This is a genomic window from Pleionea mediterranea (genome assembly GCF_003148745.1).
GTDB lineage: Bacteria > Pseudomonadota > Gammaproteobacteria > Enterobacterales > Kangiellaceae > Pleionea > Pleionea mediterranea.
Window position 1 is genome coordinate 172027 of record NZ_QGGU01000003.1, and the last position, 16691, is coordinate 188717.

Genomic DNA, 16691 nt, shown 5'->3' on the forward strand with positions numbered 1-16691 from the left:
AAATCTTTAAAATTTAGTTATTGGATTTATCGGAAGACGTTTTATTATCCGTCTGCTCAAGATTATCGCTAAAGGATTTATTGTCGTTTTCGTTTGAATCAGCAACTTTAGTATCCGCTTCATCCGCATCCGTTACTTTTGAATGCAGTGTTGAGGCATCACCCGCCAGATTAATTTCCGATAAGGCGCCTTCCGGCACTGGGCCACCATAAAGCACGCTATTAATGTATTTATCGTGCGCATGACGCAACAACACCATAATAACGGCAGCAATGGGTAGCGCCAATAATATGCCCAGAAAACCAAACAGTTGACCACCGGCTAATACCGCAAAAATAACCGCAACCGGATGCAGACCAATTTTATCGCCCACCAATAACGGCGTTAATACCATACCTTCGAGCATTTGGCCGATGGCGAAAACCAGCGCAATCCAGATCAATATTTGCGGATCACCAAATTGAATTAAGCCGGCAATAATGGCAAAAATAATTCCAATGATAAAACCAAGATAAGGCACAATACTCGCCAGCCCGGCAATCAGCCCTACCAATAAGGCCAAATCAAGTCCAACAAACCACAGCCCTACGGCGTAGATAATTCCAAGGGCAAACATTACCATCAGCTGACCGCGTACAAATGCACTTAATACTTCGTTGCACTCCACCGCCAACTTTTTTGCAACCGGTGCCGCGTGGCGAGGAAACAAAGAGTAAACTTTTGCCACCAGCAAATCCCAGTCACGCAATAAGTAAAAGGTAACCACCGGGATCAGCACAAGATTGCCGAGCCAGCCAAAAATGGCAAGCCCTGAAGAAGTTATGGAAGACATGACTTTGGCAATGGTGCCGGTATTGTCCGACAGTTGCGCTCGCAGGCTTTTTTCAATGGCACTAATGTCAACACTGCCCGGCTCTGCGCCAACCTTATCGAGGATCCAGGGATAAGCCTGATTTTTAAAAAAGTCGATCACCACCGGTGTCTTATCGGATAGCAGTTCAAACTGTTGCTTTAACATGGGGATCATCATCAATATGGCTAACACGCCCAGTAATGTAAACAGAACAAAAACAATGACCACCGCAAAGGTGCGATTCAGCTTTTTACTTTCCAGCCAGTCGGCTAAGGGATCGCCTAAATAAGCAAAAGTCGCCGCCAAAAAAAATGGCGTTAATATAGGACTCAATAAATAAATAAAGCCGGACAGGGCCAATACAACACCCAGCCACCACCAGCGTTTAATATCAGTCATTATTGGTATCCTTTGTTATTTTATTTCGACGAGAACTATTTCTACGAGAACTATTTCTACGATACCGACCACCCCAAAGCATAATGTAATGTGCGCCACTTAAAAATGTCGACACATACACAAGCACCAACACGGCGAGCATGTACCAATGAGGTAAAGTATAAAGTCCCAAGTTTACCAACAGCGACACCACAAGCAGTATTTGCAAAAAGGTATTGGATTTGGACAAGCGACTCGGCTGCATTTCGTAAGGCCCTAAAGCACGATGATAAACAATAGCACCAGAAACAATGATCAAATCACGTAATGTCACCAAGGCAAATAGCCACCAGCTTAACTGTTGGTTTAAACTTAACATTAACATGGTACTGACCAATAAGAGCTTATCGGCCAGGGGGTCAAGAATCGCGCCGAGCCGTGACTTCCAGTTAAATTGTTTGGCTAAAAAGCCATCCACACCATCGGATAAACCGGCTATAAAAAATATCCAGATGGCGGTGTAATAATCTTCTTTCGCCAACACATAGATTAAAGGTCCTACTAAAAGGATCCTCAATACGGTGATGATGTTAGGCAGTTGTTGCAACATTTAAGGACGCCACAGATAAACCAGAATTTTTTGCTCGGTCTGTTTTTCGGCTTGAAACGGAGCAGTATTCGTTTGTGAGTTGACCATAGGGGTTAACCGGTTCTTATTAGAATTATCAGAGTTACTAGAACTATTAGAGTTATCAGAATTACCGGCAGACTGTCGATTTAATTCATCTTGATTGTCAGCGTTTCCATTTAAAGGGTTTTCTTTAAACGGATCGTCAGAATTCATCGGCGCAGCTTTTTTCATAAAGCTTATGGCTTGTTGAATTTCAAATTGATCTTCAACCGGAACCAGATTTCGATCCAGATCAATCGCCTGTATCAGGGAGTCAATTTCGCCAACCAAATCCACTGTCACCATTAATGAGCGACCTTTGGTCTTACTCACTTCTACTTTGCGAATGGCCGAAAGTGACTCAAAGTAATCCATCAGTTTTCGGTAAGAATAAAAGCTACCGACATCCTGAACAATCACCTGCCACTGATTATTCACACTGAAACTCTCGGTAACACAAAACACCTGACACAACTGCTCACCGACCCAGTCAGACAACTGCCGCATTAATTCCGCCTGCTCTGCGGCTTCAAAATCCATGTAATGCTGTTGATCGTCAACCTGCAACATAAACCGCCCTTGCCAGCTGTCGGATTGCTGCAAAACACGACCGGCGACAACCGAGTCACTGCCGTAACGACTTGATGCATTGATAACCGGCTCGGGAAAACGTCCCCAGATATCACTGGCAGAAACACGCATTTCATCTTCCAGATCCATCAAGGGCAACACCACAGGCAATCCACGGCGATGCATTTGTTGCACCAAGTTATGTTTTACCGGCTGATCCATTGGGGTACTGGTTGCTACCACCTGCCGATTATAATCCTGCTCGTAAGCCAACCACATTAAGGTTACCGGTCGACTGCCACTCCACATGGGTACGGCTGCATCCTGCAATAAGCGTTGAACCGCATTGGCATCAAACTGAACCGCCAGAAACAATTGAGTCTGCTCTGACTGTTCGCTGGCGTTTTCGCTGTCAGAAATCGGAATGTCCCGGCTTTGATATTCGTAGGTGCGTACAAATGATGAAACTTTTTTATAGCTTTCCTGCACATAAAAGGCATCCAGAGCCTGTTCCGAACCACTGGCCCGAACGATCACTTCTTTAAAGGCATCAACAAAGGCTTGCTGCTGAGTAGAACGGCTGCGATCAGACACCGGCCAGTCAACTTGGAACAAGTCACTTTCCTGAGCGTGAGTCGGTAACGAACACAGTAAGGCACAAAGACAAAGGCTGGTAAAAAAGCGCATTAAGTTTCCAGAATGAAAATATCAATAAATAATAATGGCTTATCATAATCGAAGGACTTAGGTTTACCAAGTGTTAGCGGGCTTGCAAGCAGCATAAAATAAGCAGATGGGGGCAAGGATCACACTTTCACGACGCTAAAATGCCCCCAATCCAAAGCAGCTCGATCAAACACAGCCGTTTAAAGTACCCAAACCTCAATCCGACGATTCACCGCTTTACCCGACGCAATGTCGTTATTTTCAATAGGCAAAAATCCGCCCTGCACTTCCCAGGGTTGGACTTTGTAGTTGATCAACTCCTTCTTTAGCAGATGCATCCACTGTTTCACCTGCTGCTGACTGCTTTCAGTGAATTCCGGATCATCCCAGAATCCAGCCAAAACCATCCTGTTATGTGGATTTTGTTCTTTATAGCGTGCAATTCGCTGCAAATCGCGACGAACTTTCGCATCTACCTGGTTATCTTCCAACCGCAACATAACCGATAACCGACGACCAAAGGTCACCAGATTGGCGTAGGGTTTGAGCAATTGCTGACCTTTAAACGATGGCCGGCTGCCAGTGGGGAAAAATGATATCAGGTCGGCCTGTTTTGCCAGTCGCTGCCCGCTTTCTGACATGGCAAATTCAACAAACGCCTGTGCTGCAGTCAAATCTATTTCGGTTGGCCAATACAGATACAGTTTACGAGATAAGGGATAATCTTCGGTACCAATAGTAAATTTATCCGGCTTAATGCCCGATGCACCCTGCTCGGTTGCGATCGACAATACTTTATTATTACCGATGTGGGATATGCCAACAAATCCAATGGCATGACTATCCGATTCAACGGTATCAGCCAGTTGTTTCGACGATTCAAAACGTTCGGCGGATTCAATTAACGATTGATCAAACTGTTTTAATACTAAGCTTTTAAACGTGTCGAAGGTTCCCGAGTTATTATCACGGGCCAATACCCTTATAGCGCCCGGCTCTGCGCCTAATTCACTCCAATCGGCGATTTCACCAGAAAAAATGGCGGCGATTTGCGACAGGGTTAACGTCTCCACCGGGTTATCCGGATGCAACACAATGGCCAGTGCGTCGTAGGCGATGATGTGTTCGGCATCACCGCTGGCAAAAGACGGATAAATTGCCGCAAGCTGCTGTTGCTCTGTTGGTTTTATTTTTCGTGATGACATGGCAATATCCGTTTTGCCGGCCAGTAAATCTTTAAAACCGGTACTGGAGCCGTGTGCGTGAAGCTCTACGTCAATCCGTCGATTTGCCTGGCTTATTGTTTCGATATCGATTTCGATATCGGTTGCCAATATCGTCTGTTCCACCGCGATGTTACTTTGCCGCGTTTCGATTAACGCAAAGCCCTGTTTCTTTAAAAACTCGGAAATAAGCAGAGGTGCGTATTTTTCACCCACCGTATTCGATCCATGTATTCTTAATTGGCTGACTTGCCAGTTAGCATCCTGCTGAGCACTCACCTGACTGTGTAACAATCCAGTCATTAAAAGCATCAAGGTCAGTTTTACTCGCAGTTTAATCATCGTTTATTGAACTCCCCAAACATTTATCGCTGTCCCATTACGGGCATAACTCTTTACAGGAAATGACCCTTTACAGGTAATAATTCCCTGACAGACAATATTCCAAGCTTGCCTGCAGAGCATTGCAAAAGAGGTGCTAATATATGACGTTGATATGACAGTAATATGTCACTTTACAAACGTTTAGAACAAATCGTCATAGAGAGTTGTGATCAAGCGGGGTTACAACAGAAGAGAGCAACCTGATGCCATAAAAGCTTCTTAACAAGGCTGCATGAAAGGCGTGAAAGCGGCTCGTATAGGTCGACATTGCGTGATAAAATGCCGCCAAATTTTTCCACTCACAGTGAGAGTCAACGTGTCTGAACAAAACAAGCCTTCTTTAAGTTATAAAGATGCGGGTGTCGATATCGATGCTGGCAATGATTTGGTCGAACGAATTAAGGGTGTCGCTAAGCGCACTCGTCGTCCTGAAGTCATGGCTGGACTGGGCGGCTTTGGTGCCCTGTTTGAAATTCCGAAAGGTTACCAGGAGCCGGTACTGGTTTCCGGTACTGACGGGGTTGGCACTAAATTACGACTGGCGATGGACGCAGGCATTCATGACACCATAGGTATCGACTTGGTAGCCATGTGCGTTAACGATTTAATAGTGGGTGGCGCAGAGCCGTTATTTTTCCTCGATTATTACGCCACTGGCAAGCTCGATGTGGACATTGCTGCCGATGTGGTAGACGGCATAGGTAAAGGCTGCGAGCAATCTGGCTGTGCCCTGGTAGGCGGCGAAACCGCTGAAATGCCCGGCATGTATGAAGGCAACGATTATGACCTGGCTGGTTTTTGCGTAGGCATCGCCGAGAAAAGCAAACTGATCGACGGCAGCAAAGTGCAAACCGGCGATCATATTATTGGTATGCAATCGAGCGGCCCTCACTCCAACGGCTACTCACTTATCCGCAAAATCATTGAAGTGTCCGGGGCCGACTTAAACCAGTCTTTTGAAGGGACAACATTGGGTAAAGCCTTATTAGAACCCACTCGCATTTATGTAAAACCACTGTTAGAAGCCTTTAAACAGTTTGATGTACACGCCCTTTCCCATATTACTGGCGGCGGCTTCCTGGAGAACATTCCTCGAGTATTGCCTTCTAATATTCAAGCCACTATCGACACCAAAAGCTGGTCTTTACCACCAGTATTCAAGTGGTTACAGGACAATGGCAACGTAGAAACCACCGAAATGTATCGCACCTTTAACTGCGGCGTGGGCATGGTTTTGGTTGTTCCCGCCGAGCAAAGTGATGCGGTCATCGAGTTTTTAAACACACAAGGTGAATCCGCCTGGTTGCTGGGTACAATTGAGCAACAATCCGGTGATGAACAGGTCGTCATGAATTAAACAAAGCTCAGGATTTCTTTATTGTTATGGGCAATATTTTATGACCAATGTTTTATGACCAAACTTATGACCAAACAAACCTGTCGGGTCGTGGTGCTTATTTCCGGCAATGGCAGCAACCTGCAAGCGCTGATTGATCAGCAGGCCGCAGGCTTGCTGCCCATCGATATTGTTGCAGTGATCAGCAATCGCCCAAATGTTATGGGTCTTCAGCGAGCGGCTAAAGCCAACATCCCCCATCAGGTAGTGGATCATACCGAGTTCGACAGCCGGGAGCTGTTCGATACAGCGCTGCAACAGTGCATCCAGCAATTTACGCCCGATCTGGTGGTACTGGCGGGTTATATGCGCATTATGACGGCCGATCTGGTGCGCCGTTTTGCCGGAAAAATGCTCAATATCCACCCTTCTTTGCTGCCCAAATATCCCGGATTACACACTCATAGACGGGCATTGGACAATAAGGATCTGCAGCATGGATCTTCGGTTCATTTTGTTACAGAAGAGCTTGATGGTGGTCCCGTTATCGCCCAGTCACAATTCGATATTCAACCCGGCGACACAGAAGACTCTCTGGCAATTCGCATCAAACAGCTTGAGCACAAACTATACCCGAAAGTGGTTGGCTGGTTTGCCGAAAACAAAATAGCGTTACAGGGCAATCAGGCGCTGTATAATGGCGAAAAGCTTTTGCAGCCAAAAATGATTCAGACAGATTTATAACGGGCTAAAATTAATGCGGGTGTTTCGATTCAAGGGTGTTACGATTCAAGGGTATTTCGATTCAAGAGCATCGATTCAAGAGTATTTCGATTCATCAGCGGTTAATCTTGCTTTGTTAAGCTGCAATCACAAAAGAAGTCATTAGCAAACAGTAAACAGTAAACAGTAAACAGTAAACAGTAAACAAACACATTAAAATTATTAAGGGTTCATTTTAAAGTAAACCGCTGTCACGCCTTAAGCGACTGCAAACGTTCCATCAAAGAATCAACATCGGGAAGCGCAATATGCATCACGGCTCAATCTTACACTTGTTAAAGCGAACACGATTGAATGCCGGCCTGCCGCTAATAAATCAACAACAGGTACTGCCCATTAAAAAGTCACTCATCATTAAATCTTTTACTCATAAATCATTTATCATTAAGTCATTCAACAATAAATTGTTAACCATTCTGCTATCCGTTTTTTTCTCTGCATTCACCTTCTCTAATGAATTATCGAACGTTTTAACGAATGAACCAGCGAATGCCCCAGCAGAAGAATTGGTAAGTGAATTAACAAACGAACAATCCAATCAAACGATCAGCGAACAAGAAAACGACAAGAGTTCAGAATCCGCCAAGCCAGTATCGAGCGATAATCCTCAATCGAATCCACCCGGCATTAAGCTGATGCCATACGAAGCCAGATACGACATACTCGACGGGAGTGATCCTGTGGGCACCGCTGATCGCACTTTAACACTCAGCGACAATACCTGGCGTCTTGAGCAATCCACCAGCATCAAGCGTTGGTATTATAAGTACGAGTTTACCGAAAGCAGCGAATTCATAATACAAAACGAAACTCCCCTGCCACAACAATACGCGTCCATTACCAAACGCTCCTTTAAAGACAACCGTATCATTAAAAGTCAGTTTAACTGGGATAAAAATATTGAAACAGGAAGCCGCAATGGCGATACCTGGACACTTGAACTCGCCAAGCCGGTAGTTGACCATCTAAGTTATCAAATCGCTCTGCGATTAAAGGCCGATCAACAAAGACGCAAAGAAACCTTCCGCGTCAGTTACAAGGGTGAGCTGGATACCTATCAATTTATTAATGATGGCGAACACACCATTAAGACCGATTTAGGTGATATTAAAACCATTTTATGGACCCAGAAGCCGGACAATAAACACGATAAAATCATGTTAATCTGGCTTGCACCGGAACTTCAATATATGCCAGTGCAAATGGCGCAATATCGTAACGGCAAAGCGGAAGGTACCATTAGATTAAAGTATTTAAATTGGCTTTAGTGCAGTAGCTTTAAATACTATCGTATTGGTTGAAGTATCAGGATACTCATCAAAAGCACCGTCTATATGTACGAAGGTATTCAAGAATAATTTTTTAATTCTCTTTACGCGACTTATAGATTTACTCCATTTAACGCTCAAATCATGCGAGTGTAGTTATTCGCGTGCATTTTTTTGTTATGAGTTGAAAGTTTCATTGATATAAGTTGCTACCTTTGTTGCTAAAGGCTCAGCATTCTCACTTTGAGCATTTACGATGTAGCCCGACCAATTATCCCACTCCAACCCTATTATTTCATCGTGAAGTCTAAAATTTTGAAATACTTCATCTAGTCCTTTCGTAATCGTTGATTCCGCTTCAAGTCCAAATTGAGCCACAACCATGTTGGTTATTTTCGAATACATTCCAGACTCAATTTTATCGAAGTCGAAAGTAAGTCGATTGCTTGCATCTCTATGTTCGTTCACTCAATGGCCTCGGTACTCATAACACTTTAAAGCAGTGGCAAATAAACGCAACAAGCTGTTATTTTTCCTGCTGACTTTGATTGTTATCTTTACACTTTTTAATATTGTATTTGCGTTGTTGATGTTTAATATTGAAGTACATTGTCGACTCGAAGTCTATGGGTTTCAAAGCATCACAATGCTTATTAGATATTTCGTTTTTCTCTGTCGAGTTTCCAACAATATGATAGCATCCACCAGCAACACTATTACCTCTACCTTGCTTAGTGCAATTGGCAATAGCTTTCCAATAGTTAGCAACACGAATAGACTCTTTACATTTAAAATACTCGCTTTTTGAGCCAATCAAGCTTTCTTTAACATCCTCGACCAAATTGGAGTATTCTTTTGTATACTCGCACTCTTGAGCGTAAACGATATTCATTGCAAATGCCCAAGATACCGCGATTAATAGTTTCAACTAAATCTCCCTAGAAGATAACGCCTGTAGCTGCGGCAAATAACGAGCGAGTAATTTGTCCGACAGCCTACATTTGTTAGGCAGCATCAGAACTCTCTATAAAATCCAGCAGTTCTGATATATTGAAACTGCACTGCCTACCTATAAGAAACCTGCCCGCGAATCTATCGTTCAGGCTTTGATCTGGGCGCAAGCCATCTTTCAGAATTTTTCTGACTTTCTTCCGGTTTTCCGCCGTATTTTCCATTCCTTGCGACATTATTTCAGTTAGCAGCTTCTCTCTGCGAGCTGCGCCGCCTTTACCTTTACACTGCTGAGAAATATATCGCGCAATGACTATGAAAAGCATTTTTTCGCAGTGGTAAAACTTAAACTCTTCAGATATGTGATGGGTAAATGCCGAATCTATAGATCCAAGCTCAAATAGACTGCGATAAAAGCTGGGAATGTTTTTTTCGAGGAAACCGACAGACACCTGTTCCTCTGGCGAGAGTAGAAGATAAAATGGTGTTGCGGTGGAAAGCGTAATGGGTTTTATTGCATGAAGGCCATAACAGGTTGCGCCTACCACAGCGAGATTATTTCCAGTGTGAATATTTATAGCCCTGAGCTTCTTAGAAAGACTATTCCAGTCAATAAAAACATTCTCGCCGTCAATATATAAACCGTCATCCTTGTTCCCATGCGTATCGAAATGTAATAATGGCTTCATGTTGTTAACTTTTGCGTGATGCGCTAGCTCATCAAGTAATTTTACAAGTTCATTTTGGCTTTTTATTGGTACATGCTGAAAACCAAAGCCCAAATTTCTCGAATGATCCTCCATAGCGGAAACCATTCGGTTGGTAGGACCCATTTCTGAACTTTGAAGGCTGCTGATCCAGATAACTGAATTGCACGAAAATATAGAAGAAAGCCTCATACACTATTGCCTAACAATATATTATATTCACGAAAGCTCAAATAAACCGCTTTCAATTTTTGCCTATAAGCCTACAGACCTTTAACAGTAAGCGCTAGAGCAAAAGTTACTTTTTCTATTAATGCTGTATAGATCGCTCAATAGCATATAAGTCCATTATACGCGCCAGTCTATTGTCAATAAATTCAATATGTTAGCGACTTATCCACAGACATATATCCGCAAAAGGTATTACCCACCAGCGATTAGCACTCTTTTTGCTTTAGCCAGCGATAATGGCGTTTTTTCTGTCGGTACTTGGTGTTTCTAAACTTTTCGCGAGATTTTGCTTCGTAATATTTAACTTTTTTGGTTAAGTACTCGCAGCGCTTTTGTTTCTGTTGCAAGTTGCCTTTTCCCTTGGCGGCCTTGCGTTTAGGCGTTTGCTTTACCGTTGGAGTTTCTTGCCAATCTATAGCGGTAACGCCTTCAACACTAACTTCCTCGACAGCTTGAGTATTGACAGGTTTATCGCTGTAGTGCCAACGACCATTTTTGTCTTGCCACTTATAAACTTGTTCGGCTGCCAGTGCTGAAAAACTGATCAATAATAAAACAATGAATCCGTATCGCATGGTATCTTCCTATGACTAAAATATGTTCAATCCTTTTTCTCTTCACTATTAAAGCCTATCGTCTTTAAACCCACTCCTTGTAAAGCCAGTCGTCTTAAATAGCCTGCCGTCAGTCTACCTTGTCCTTTTGTGGATACAATCGAAAATGCCCAGTTATCGATTGCGAGATAATCCATTCTCTTAATGAGATTAATTTAGTTTTAACATGTTATCCACAGGCTAATCACAGAGCTATGCCTTGTGATTAAAATAGGTTAGCAGTAAGTTATTAAGGACTTGAGGTCGAGCGAAAAGAAAAAAGCGCTGTTAAAGAGCGCTACCAGCGACGCATTTAACAACGTATCTAAGTGCGCAAAAAGTACCTCGCATTATTAGCAACACTCAGCATTTAGCTTCGACAGCAACAGCCAAGACGAATAATTAATATTACTGTGTAATACGACAGAATCGCCAGCAAGATTAAATTGCAGGCCACCGACTTCGGGGTGTAACAGGGAGTAAACGCAAACCGGAGAACAATAAAAAGAAAATTCCTCTCCATACGTTAAGAGCGCCATTTGGCGCTCTTTTTATAGCTGACTATCTTATAGCTAACGACCTAATATCGTCTACTTAATAAATATTTCATCAATTGAGCCTTGGGCCAATGGGTGATAACCACTACGGGCTTTCTTATAAATTTGCTCGGCCCACTTTTTTCGCTCCGGAGAATGATTCGCCAACGCTTTGTAAAGCGGAACAATAAATTTACGCCGACCAATGGATGATAAATAAGATTCCAGCGGTTGCTCAACGACCCAATAATCGCTGTTAATCGCCTGCATGTACCAGGCAAAACTTATTTCGGAATTACTACTTTTGGTCAGCCCGAAGGTATTATCGAGTAACACCATATTTTGTTTCGATAAGTCTTCCGGCAGTTGCTCCAAGAAATACAGCCACTCATGCACCGACCAGTCATTTTTCTTAAGCTCATCAATTGCCAGCTCTCCGGATAACCAGCTGTCCAGTTTCTGTTTTACTTTGGCAAAGGCATCACTTTGAGGATCCGGTGCATCCGCTGTCATACCCGGCTTATGGATCCATTCGTGTACTTTTTTCTTGGATACCACACCTGGGTGTTTTTCAATAAGATGTTTATTTAAATAAGCTTCAAACTGCGCAGTGGTCAACGACTGGAACGCAAAATGATTAAAGTACTGTTTAACAAACGCATCAAACTTTTCTCGGCCAAACTTTTCTTCCAGATACATCAAGAACAACTGCCCTTTTACATAGGGTACATTGGAGAAAGCATCATCTGGATCGCGACCATTCAGCGGCAGATTTAAAATGGTATCGTTTTTAGGTAAGTCGGCTAAATCGCTTTTAAGACTGGCCACACCTAACCACTGCTCCATAACCGCCCGTTCTTCACCAAACACTTCTTCCATAACCCGGTTTTCCACATAACTGGTAAACCCTTCGTTTAACCATAAATCACGCCAGGTTGCATTGGTAACCAGATTGCCCGACCAGGAATGCGCCAGCTCATGGGCAATAAGATTAACCAGACTTTTATCTCCGGCAATCACCGTTGGTGTGATAAAGGATAAGCGTGGATTTTCCATACCACCAAACGGAAACGCTGGCGGTAAAATCAGCAGGTCATATTGACCCCAACGATACTCGTCGTACAACTTTTCATTGGCTTCAATCATCGCCTGGGTATCGTCAAACTCGGCAACGGCAGAGGCCAAAATACTCGGCTCAGCATAGACGCCCGTTTGTGATGACATCGACTGATACGCTAAATCACCCACACCAATGGCAATCAGATAAGGCGGGATCGCTTGTGGCATTTGAAATTGGTAATCACCATCTTTTTTATTTAAATTTTTAGAGTTGTCGGCACTCATAACCGCCAACAGATTTTTTGGCGTTTGAATATGCGCACTGTAAGTAACACGCATGGCCGGGGTATCTTGTACCGGGATCCAGCTACGGGCATGGATCGCCTGAGACTGACTGTACATAAACGGTGCTTTTTTACCGGCGGTTTGTACTGGCGTTAACCACTGTAATCCAGAAGCAGTCGGTGACGTTGTATAATAAATACGAACTTTGTCGGGTTGCTTTGCCAGATCAATACTTAGCTTTGAGCCCATCACATCATCATGCGGGAACAATTTAAAGTTAGCTTGTTTCCAATTATCGCCTGAGAAAAAAGTCACTTTTTCAATAGTTAGGTCACGGGTATCCAGTACTAATTTGTTGGCGGCTTTATTTTGCCAGTTTAATTGATGCTCAACATAACCGGTTAACTGTTTGGCTTTAAAATCAACCGATAATTCCAGATGCAAATGAGTGGAAACGACATCACGAATATTACCGTAAGACACCTCATCGGTTACCGAATACGCCCATGTTGAAGCGAACAACCCCACAGTCAGAAAACTACGGATTAAGAAATTACGAAGCATAGTGACTTCCCCTAAATGAATGCGATGAGTGACAAAATCACTCAAATAATAGTTATATTTGATAGATATATAAAATTGATATTAAACCAGCTCATAACACGGATGGTATGTTTTTCCGTCTAACTTCATTCGTTGTTGCTCAACAAATGAACGAAGCAAATGATCAAGTGCGTCCATAATAAATCGTTCACCTTTTAACTTAAAGGGGCCTTTGGCTTCAATCGCGGCTATTCCATCCGCTTTAACATTGCCTGAAACAATTCCAGAAAAAGCACAGCGTAAATTAGCGGCCAAATTGTGAACAGGCTGCTGAGAAGATAGGTTCAATTCAGACATATCTTGATGAGTTGCTTCAAATGGTCGCTGAAAATCATAGGGAATATGCAAACGCCAGTTAAAATAAAAAGCATCCGAATTTTCTTTTCGATATTCCCTGACCTTTTTGACCTCTTCATTAACACGAATGGCCACTTGCTCCGGATCATCAATGATAATGTCATAGAGTTTTGTCGCCCGCTTGCCCAAAGTTGCTTCCACAAACTGATTAAGCTGATCGAAATAATTCCTGCTGGATTTTGGCCCGGTCAAAATTAAAGGAAACGGCATATCTTTATTATTGGGATGCAGCAATATTCCCAATAAATACAACAATTCTTCTGAGGTACCAACACCACCAGGAAAAATCACTATCGCATGGGATAAACGGGCAAAAGATTCCAGTCGTTTTTCAATATCGGGCATGATGATTAGTTTATTAACAATCGGATTAGGTGCTTCTGCTGCTATGATCCCGGGTTCAGAAATGCCAATAAATCTTGAGTCCACCATACGCTGCTTTGCATGAGCAACCGCACCGCCCTTCATGGGACCTTTCATCGCGCCCGGACCGCAACCGGTACAAATATCAAAGCTCCTTAATCCCAACTGGTAACCAACTTCTTTGGTGTAATCGTATTCCACACGATTAATCGCATGACCACCCCAGCACACCACCAGATTCAGATACTTCACTGGATTTAACACACCAGCGTTTCTTAAAATATGAAAGTTGGCGTTAGTAATATCATCGCTTTCGGAAAGCTCAAAATGCCCACTGTTTAAAATTCGATTGTGCGCATATATTAAATCTCGTAAGGCAGAAAACAGATGTTCCTGTATGCCTCGAATCATTTCACCATCAACAAAAGCGTTCGAGGGTGCGTTGATGACTTTCAGTTTTACACCACGATCCGTTTGTAAAATATCTATATCGAAATCTTTATGCTGTTCAATGATGTGCTTACTGTTATCCGAATCATTACCGGTATTTAAAACCGCTAATGCGCAAAGCCGAAAAACCTGTTGCAGTTGTTTATGTTTCGAGTCAGTTAACTGACTGACTTCATGCTTGGAAAGCACATCAAGGCTGCCTACCGGGTTCACATAAGCCGTTACTTTATTGGTCATTGAAATACTCTTATTTTGGTGGGTTACTCTAGTCTGTTTTATTCTTCAAACTGATGAGTTTACGATTCGTTTTAAACGACAATCGTTATAATGCATAAACAATGTCAATATCGCATTTTATAAGGGTAAAAGGCAATAGAGCATGCAAGAATAGACTGCTTTGCTCTATTAAAATGGCAGGTGTAAAAAGAAGAGTTAAGACGCAATATTGGTTTGGTTTCTGCCACCTTCTTTACTTTGATAAAGAGCCTGATCGGCCTGCTCTATCCATTTTTCATGGCTCGGCAAATCTTTATTAAACTGACAAATACCCAGACTGATAGTGAATTTTATTTTTTTATCATCATGAGTAACGGTAATAGCTTCAATTTTTTTACGCAGCCGTTCGGCAAATATTTTAGCTTTCCCTGAGTCGGTATCGGGCAAGAAAACCACAAACTCTTCACCGCCATAGCGACCCGCCACATCGGTTTTACGCACCATGTCTAATAATAATGATGACGTTTGACGAATCACTTCATCACCCGCCTGATGACCATAGGTATCATTAACATTTTTAAAGTGATCAATATCAAAAATCAGGACACTGGAATTATTGCCATAACGCTTACACCGCTCATACTCATTTTCAAAACACTCTTCCCAGTAGCCTCTATTAAACAAACCTGTCAGCCGATCGGTTCGGCTTAGTTTTTCAAGCTGGCTATTTAAACGTGTCTGTTCTTTTTTACTGGTAGCCACGTCCGTTACATCATAAATTAACAGGCAAACATGGTTCACTTCACCATCGGACGACATAATTGGGATCATGGTTGCATTTTGATACATGGTTGCTTCGGTGCTGGTAATAGGCCGGTAATTTTTAAATTTAAATAAGTAAGGTCGCTGTTCCCAGGTAGAAAAAGCCCTACTTTTTAAAGTAAATACAGAATCAATTTTATGTTTAAACCAGGCCTCTGGAACTTCAGGAAACACTTCAAAAATACTGTTATTTTTAACTTCACCATCGGATTTTCCACTGTGATCTTCCATAAACCGGTTCCACATTTTTATGCAGTAGGCCGAATCAAGCACAATTAAGCCGACATCCACATTGGTGAGCATATCCATCATCCAATGGAGTTCATTTAACTCTTGTTTTTCTATTTCTTGGTTATTCATGAGGAATAAAAAGATACCCTGTGGTTAAGTTCTTCGATGGAGTCTTCACTGAATAAAATCAATAAATCACAATTAACATTGTAATTTTCAATGGTGTAATGAATTTCAATGGCCAAAGTTTCTTTCCAGGTGACATTATCGGCATGGATCAAGTCCGCTATATTACAATGACGACCTAATATTTTAGGATGGCCCTGACTAAAATTAATATCCAGTTGATCGGCAAATGTTTTTAAGAATGCGCCGGTTAAAATACTGCCAATATCCATTAACAATTCCAGCTCAACATTTTCATCGACGGTGCCTTCAAACCGCATTAACTTGGCAATATCGGAAAAGCTGGAGTCATTAAAAATAAGTAAGGCTTCACCCGCAACACCATTGCCAATAAACCCCTGACAAACGGAAGAGACGGTGCTTTGACTTTCTATGGCGTGCAATGCCATTTGTAGATCACTGACTTCAATGGTGTTCACCGAAGGGATCGGTAACACAATAAAGGTGTCCAGCAGTTGTGCCAGAAGCTCAGCCGCTTTACCCATAGCCACGTTGGCTATTTCCTGATAGCTGTCTCTTAAAGGGATTTCAAGGTTTGTAACTTCTTGCAATGAAGTATTTGGCGCATCCGTGGTTTCGCTGAGCAATCCATACTCTTCCAGCAACATGGATATCTGATCGTTATCGGCGGGTTTCTTGATAAACGCCAATGCACCTAACGACATCACCCTTTCTCGGGCTTCCTTTTGAATATCACCTGAAACGACAATCACCATGGCGTTCAGCTGCTGATGAAATATTTGCTCCAGCACCTGATAACCATCCATCTCCGGCATGGTTAAATCAAGAAAGAGCACCTCCGCTTTACCATCTTTAACCGCCTGCAGTCCTTCCACACCATTGGTGGCAAAAGTAATGTCTATATCCCAGTTTTTCGGTAGACTGCGGGCAATCTGTTTTCTGGCTAACGTTGAGTCGTCACATATGGTAACCGGTATTGTCATAGTATGAGGTGGCTTTTAAGTTAAAA

General features: G+C 42.7%; 15 protein-coding genes. 3 read left to right on the top strand and 12 right to left on the bottom strand.

All coding sequences use genetic code 11. The features are described from left to right. Positions 1–13: 13 nt before the first annotated feature. The 4 genes from C8D97_RS04790 to C8D97_RS04805 all read right to left on the bottom strand — a co-directional run bounded on the left by C8D97_RS04790 (position 14) and on the right by C8D97_RS04805 (position 4702). The gene (locus tag C8D97_RS04790) at positions 14–1252 is read right to left on the bottom strand and encodes an AI-2E family transporter (RefSeq protein WP_109762480.1); all 1239 of its coding nucleotides are present in this window, start codon (positions 1250–1252) and stop codon (positions 14–16) included. Continuing rightward, positions 1245–1841, bottom strand: coding sequence for a CDP-alcohol phosphatidyltransferase family protein (locus C8D97_RS04795; protein WP_109762482.1), 597 nt, complete (start codon positions 1839–1841; stop codon positions 1245–1247). The genes C8D97_RS04790 and C8D97_RS04795 overlap by 8 nt, the downstream gene beginning before the upstream one ends. Next, positions 1842–3158, bottom strand: a complete 1317-nt coding sequence (locus C8D97_RS04800) for a DUF2066 domain-containing protein (protein WP_109762484.1) — start codon at positions 3156–3158, stop codon at positions 1842–1844. A gap of 179 nt (positions 3159–3337) precedes the next feature. Beyond that, positions 3338–4702 (bottom strand): substrate-binding domain-containing protein, encoded by a 1365-nt coding sequence (locus C8D97_RS04805; protein ID WP_109762486.1) that lies wholly within the window; start codon positions 4700–4702, stop codon positions 3338–3340. A gap of 358 nt (positions 4703–5060) precedes the next feature. Here C8D97_RS04805 and purM point away from each other — a divergent pair, with 358 nt between their 5' ends. The 3 genes from purM to C8D97_RS04820 all read left to right on the top strand — a co-directional run bounded on the left by purM (position 5061) and on the right by C8D97_RS04820 (position 8131). Beyond that, a complete protein-coding gene (gene purM, locus C8D97_RS04810; RefSeq protein WP_146196076.1) occupies positions 5061–6101 on the top strand; it encodes a phosphoribosylformylglycinamidine cyclo-ligase in 1041 nt (346 codons plus the stop codon). A gap of 66 nt (positions 6102–6167) precedes the next feature. Further along, positions 6168–6824, top strand: coding sequence for a phosphoribosylglycinamide formyltransferase (purN, locus tag C8D97_RS04815; protein WP_109762768.1), 657 nt, complete (start codon positions 6168–6170; stop codon positions 6822–6824). A 287-nt stretch (positions 6825–7111) separates the two neighbouring features. Beyond that, complete coding sequence (locus tag C8D97_RS04820; RefSeq protein ID WP_109762490.1) at positions 7112–8131, top strand: DUF3108 domain-containing protein; 1020 nt, start codon at positions 7112–7114, stop codon at positions 8129–8131. A gap of 177 nt (positions 8132–8308) precedes the next feature. Here the strand turns inward: C8D97_RS04820 and C8D97_RS04825 are convergent, their stop codons facing one another. The 8 genes from C8D97_RS04825 to C8D97_RS04860 all read right to left on the bottom strand — a co-directional run bounded on the left by C8D97_RS04825 (position 8309) and on the right by C8D97_RS04860 (position 16665). Then, entirely contained in the window at positions 8309–8599 is a 291-nt protein-coding gene (locus tag C8D97_RS04825; protein ID WP_109762492.1) for a hypothetical protein, read from the bottom strand. Positions 8600–8657: 58 nt separating this feature from the next. Beyond that, positions 8658–9059, bottom strand: a complete 402-nt coding sequence (locus C8D97_RS04830) for a hypothetical protein (RefSeq protein WP_109762494.1) — start codon at positions 9057–9059, stop codon at positions 8658–8660. Between the two features lie 76 nt (positions 9060–9135). Then, on the bottom strand, positions 9136–9885 hold the full coding sequence (locus C8D97_RS04835) for a hypothetical protein (protein WP_146196077.1): 750 nt from the start codon (positions 9883–9885) through the stop codon (positions 9136–9138). A gap of 341 nt (positions 9886–10226) precedes the next feature. After that, a complete protein-coding gene (locus tag C8D97_RS04840; protein ID WP_109762497.1) occupies positions 10227–10595 on the bottom strand; it encodes a DUF4124 domain-containing protein in 369 nt (122 codons plus the stop codon). Positions 10596–11203: 608 nt separating this feature from the next. After that, positions 11204–13057, bottom strand: coding sequence for a M1 family metallopeptidase (locus tag C8D97_RS04845; RefSeq protein WP_109762499.1), 1854 nt, complete (start codon positions 13055–13057; stop codon positions 11204–11206). A gap of 81 nt (positions 13058–13138) precedes the next feature. After that, positions 13139–14503, bottom strand: a complete 1365-nt coding sequence (gene ppnN / locus C8D97_RS04850; protein ID WP_109762501.1) for a nucleotide 5'-monophosphate nucleosidase PpnN — start codon at positions 14501–14503, stop codon at positions 13139–13141. A 195-nt stretch (positions 14504–14698) separates the two neighbouring features. Further along, complete coding sequence (locus C8D97_RS04855) at positions 14699–15664, bottom strand: sensor domain-containing diguanylate cyclase (protein ID WP_245411394.1); 966 nt, start codon at positions 15662–15664, stop codon at positions 14699–14701. Then, positions 15661–16665 (bottom strand): response regulator, encoded by a 1005-nt coding sequence (locus tag C8D97_RS04860; RefSeq protein WP_109762502.1) that lies wholly within the window; start codon positions 16663–16665, stop codon positions 15661–15663. The genes C8D97_RS04855 and C8D97_RS04860 overlap by 4 nt, the downstream gene beginning before the upstream one ends. Positions 16666–16691: the final 26 nt, after the last annotated feature.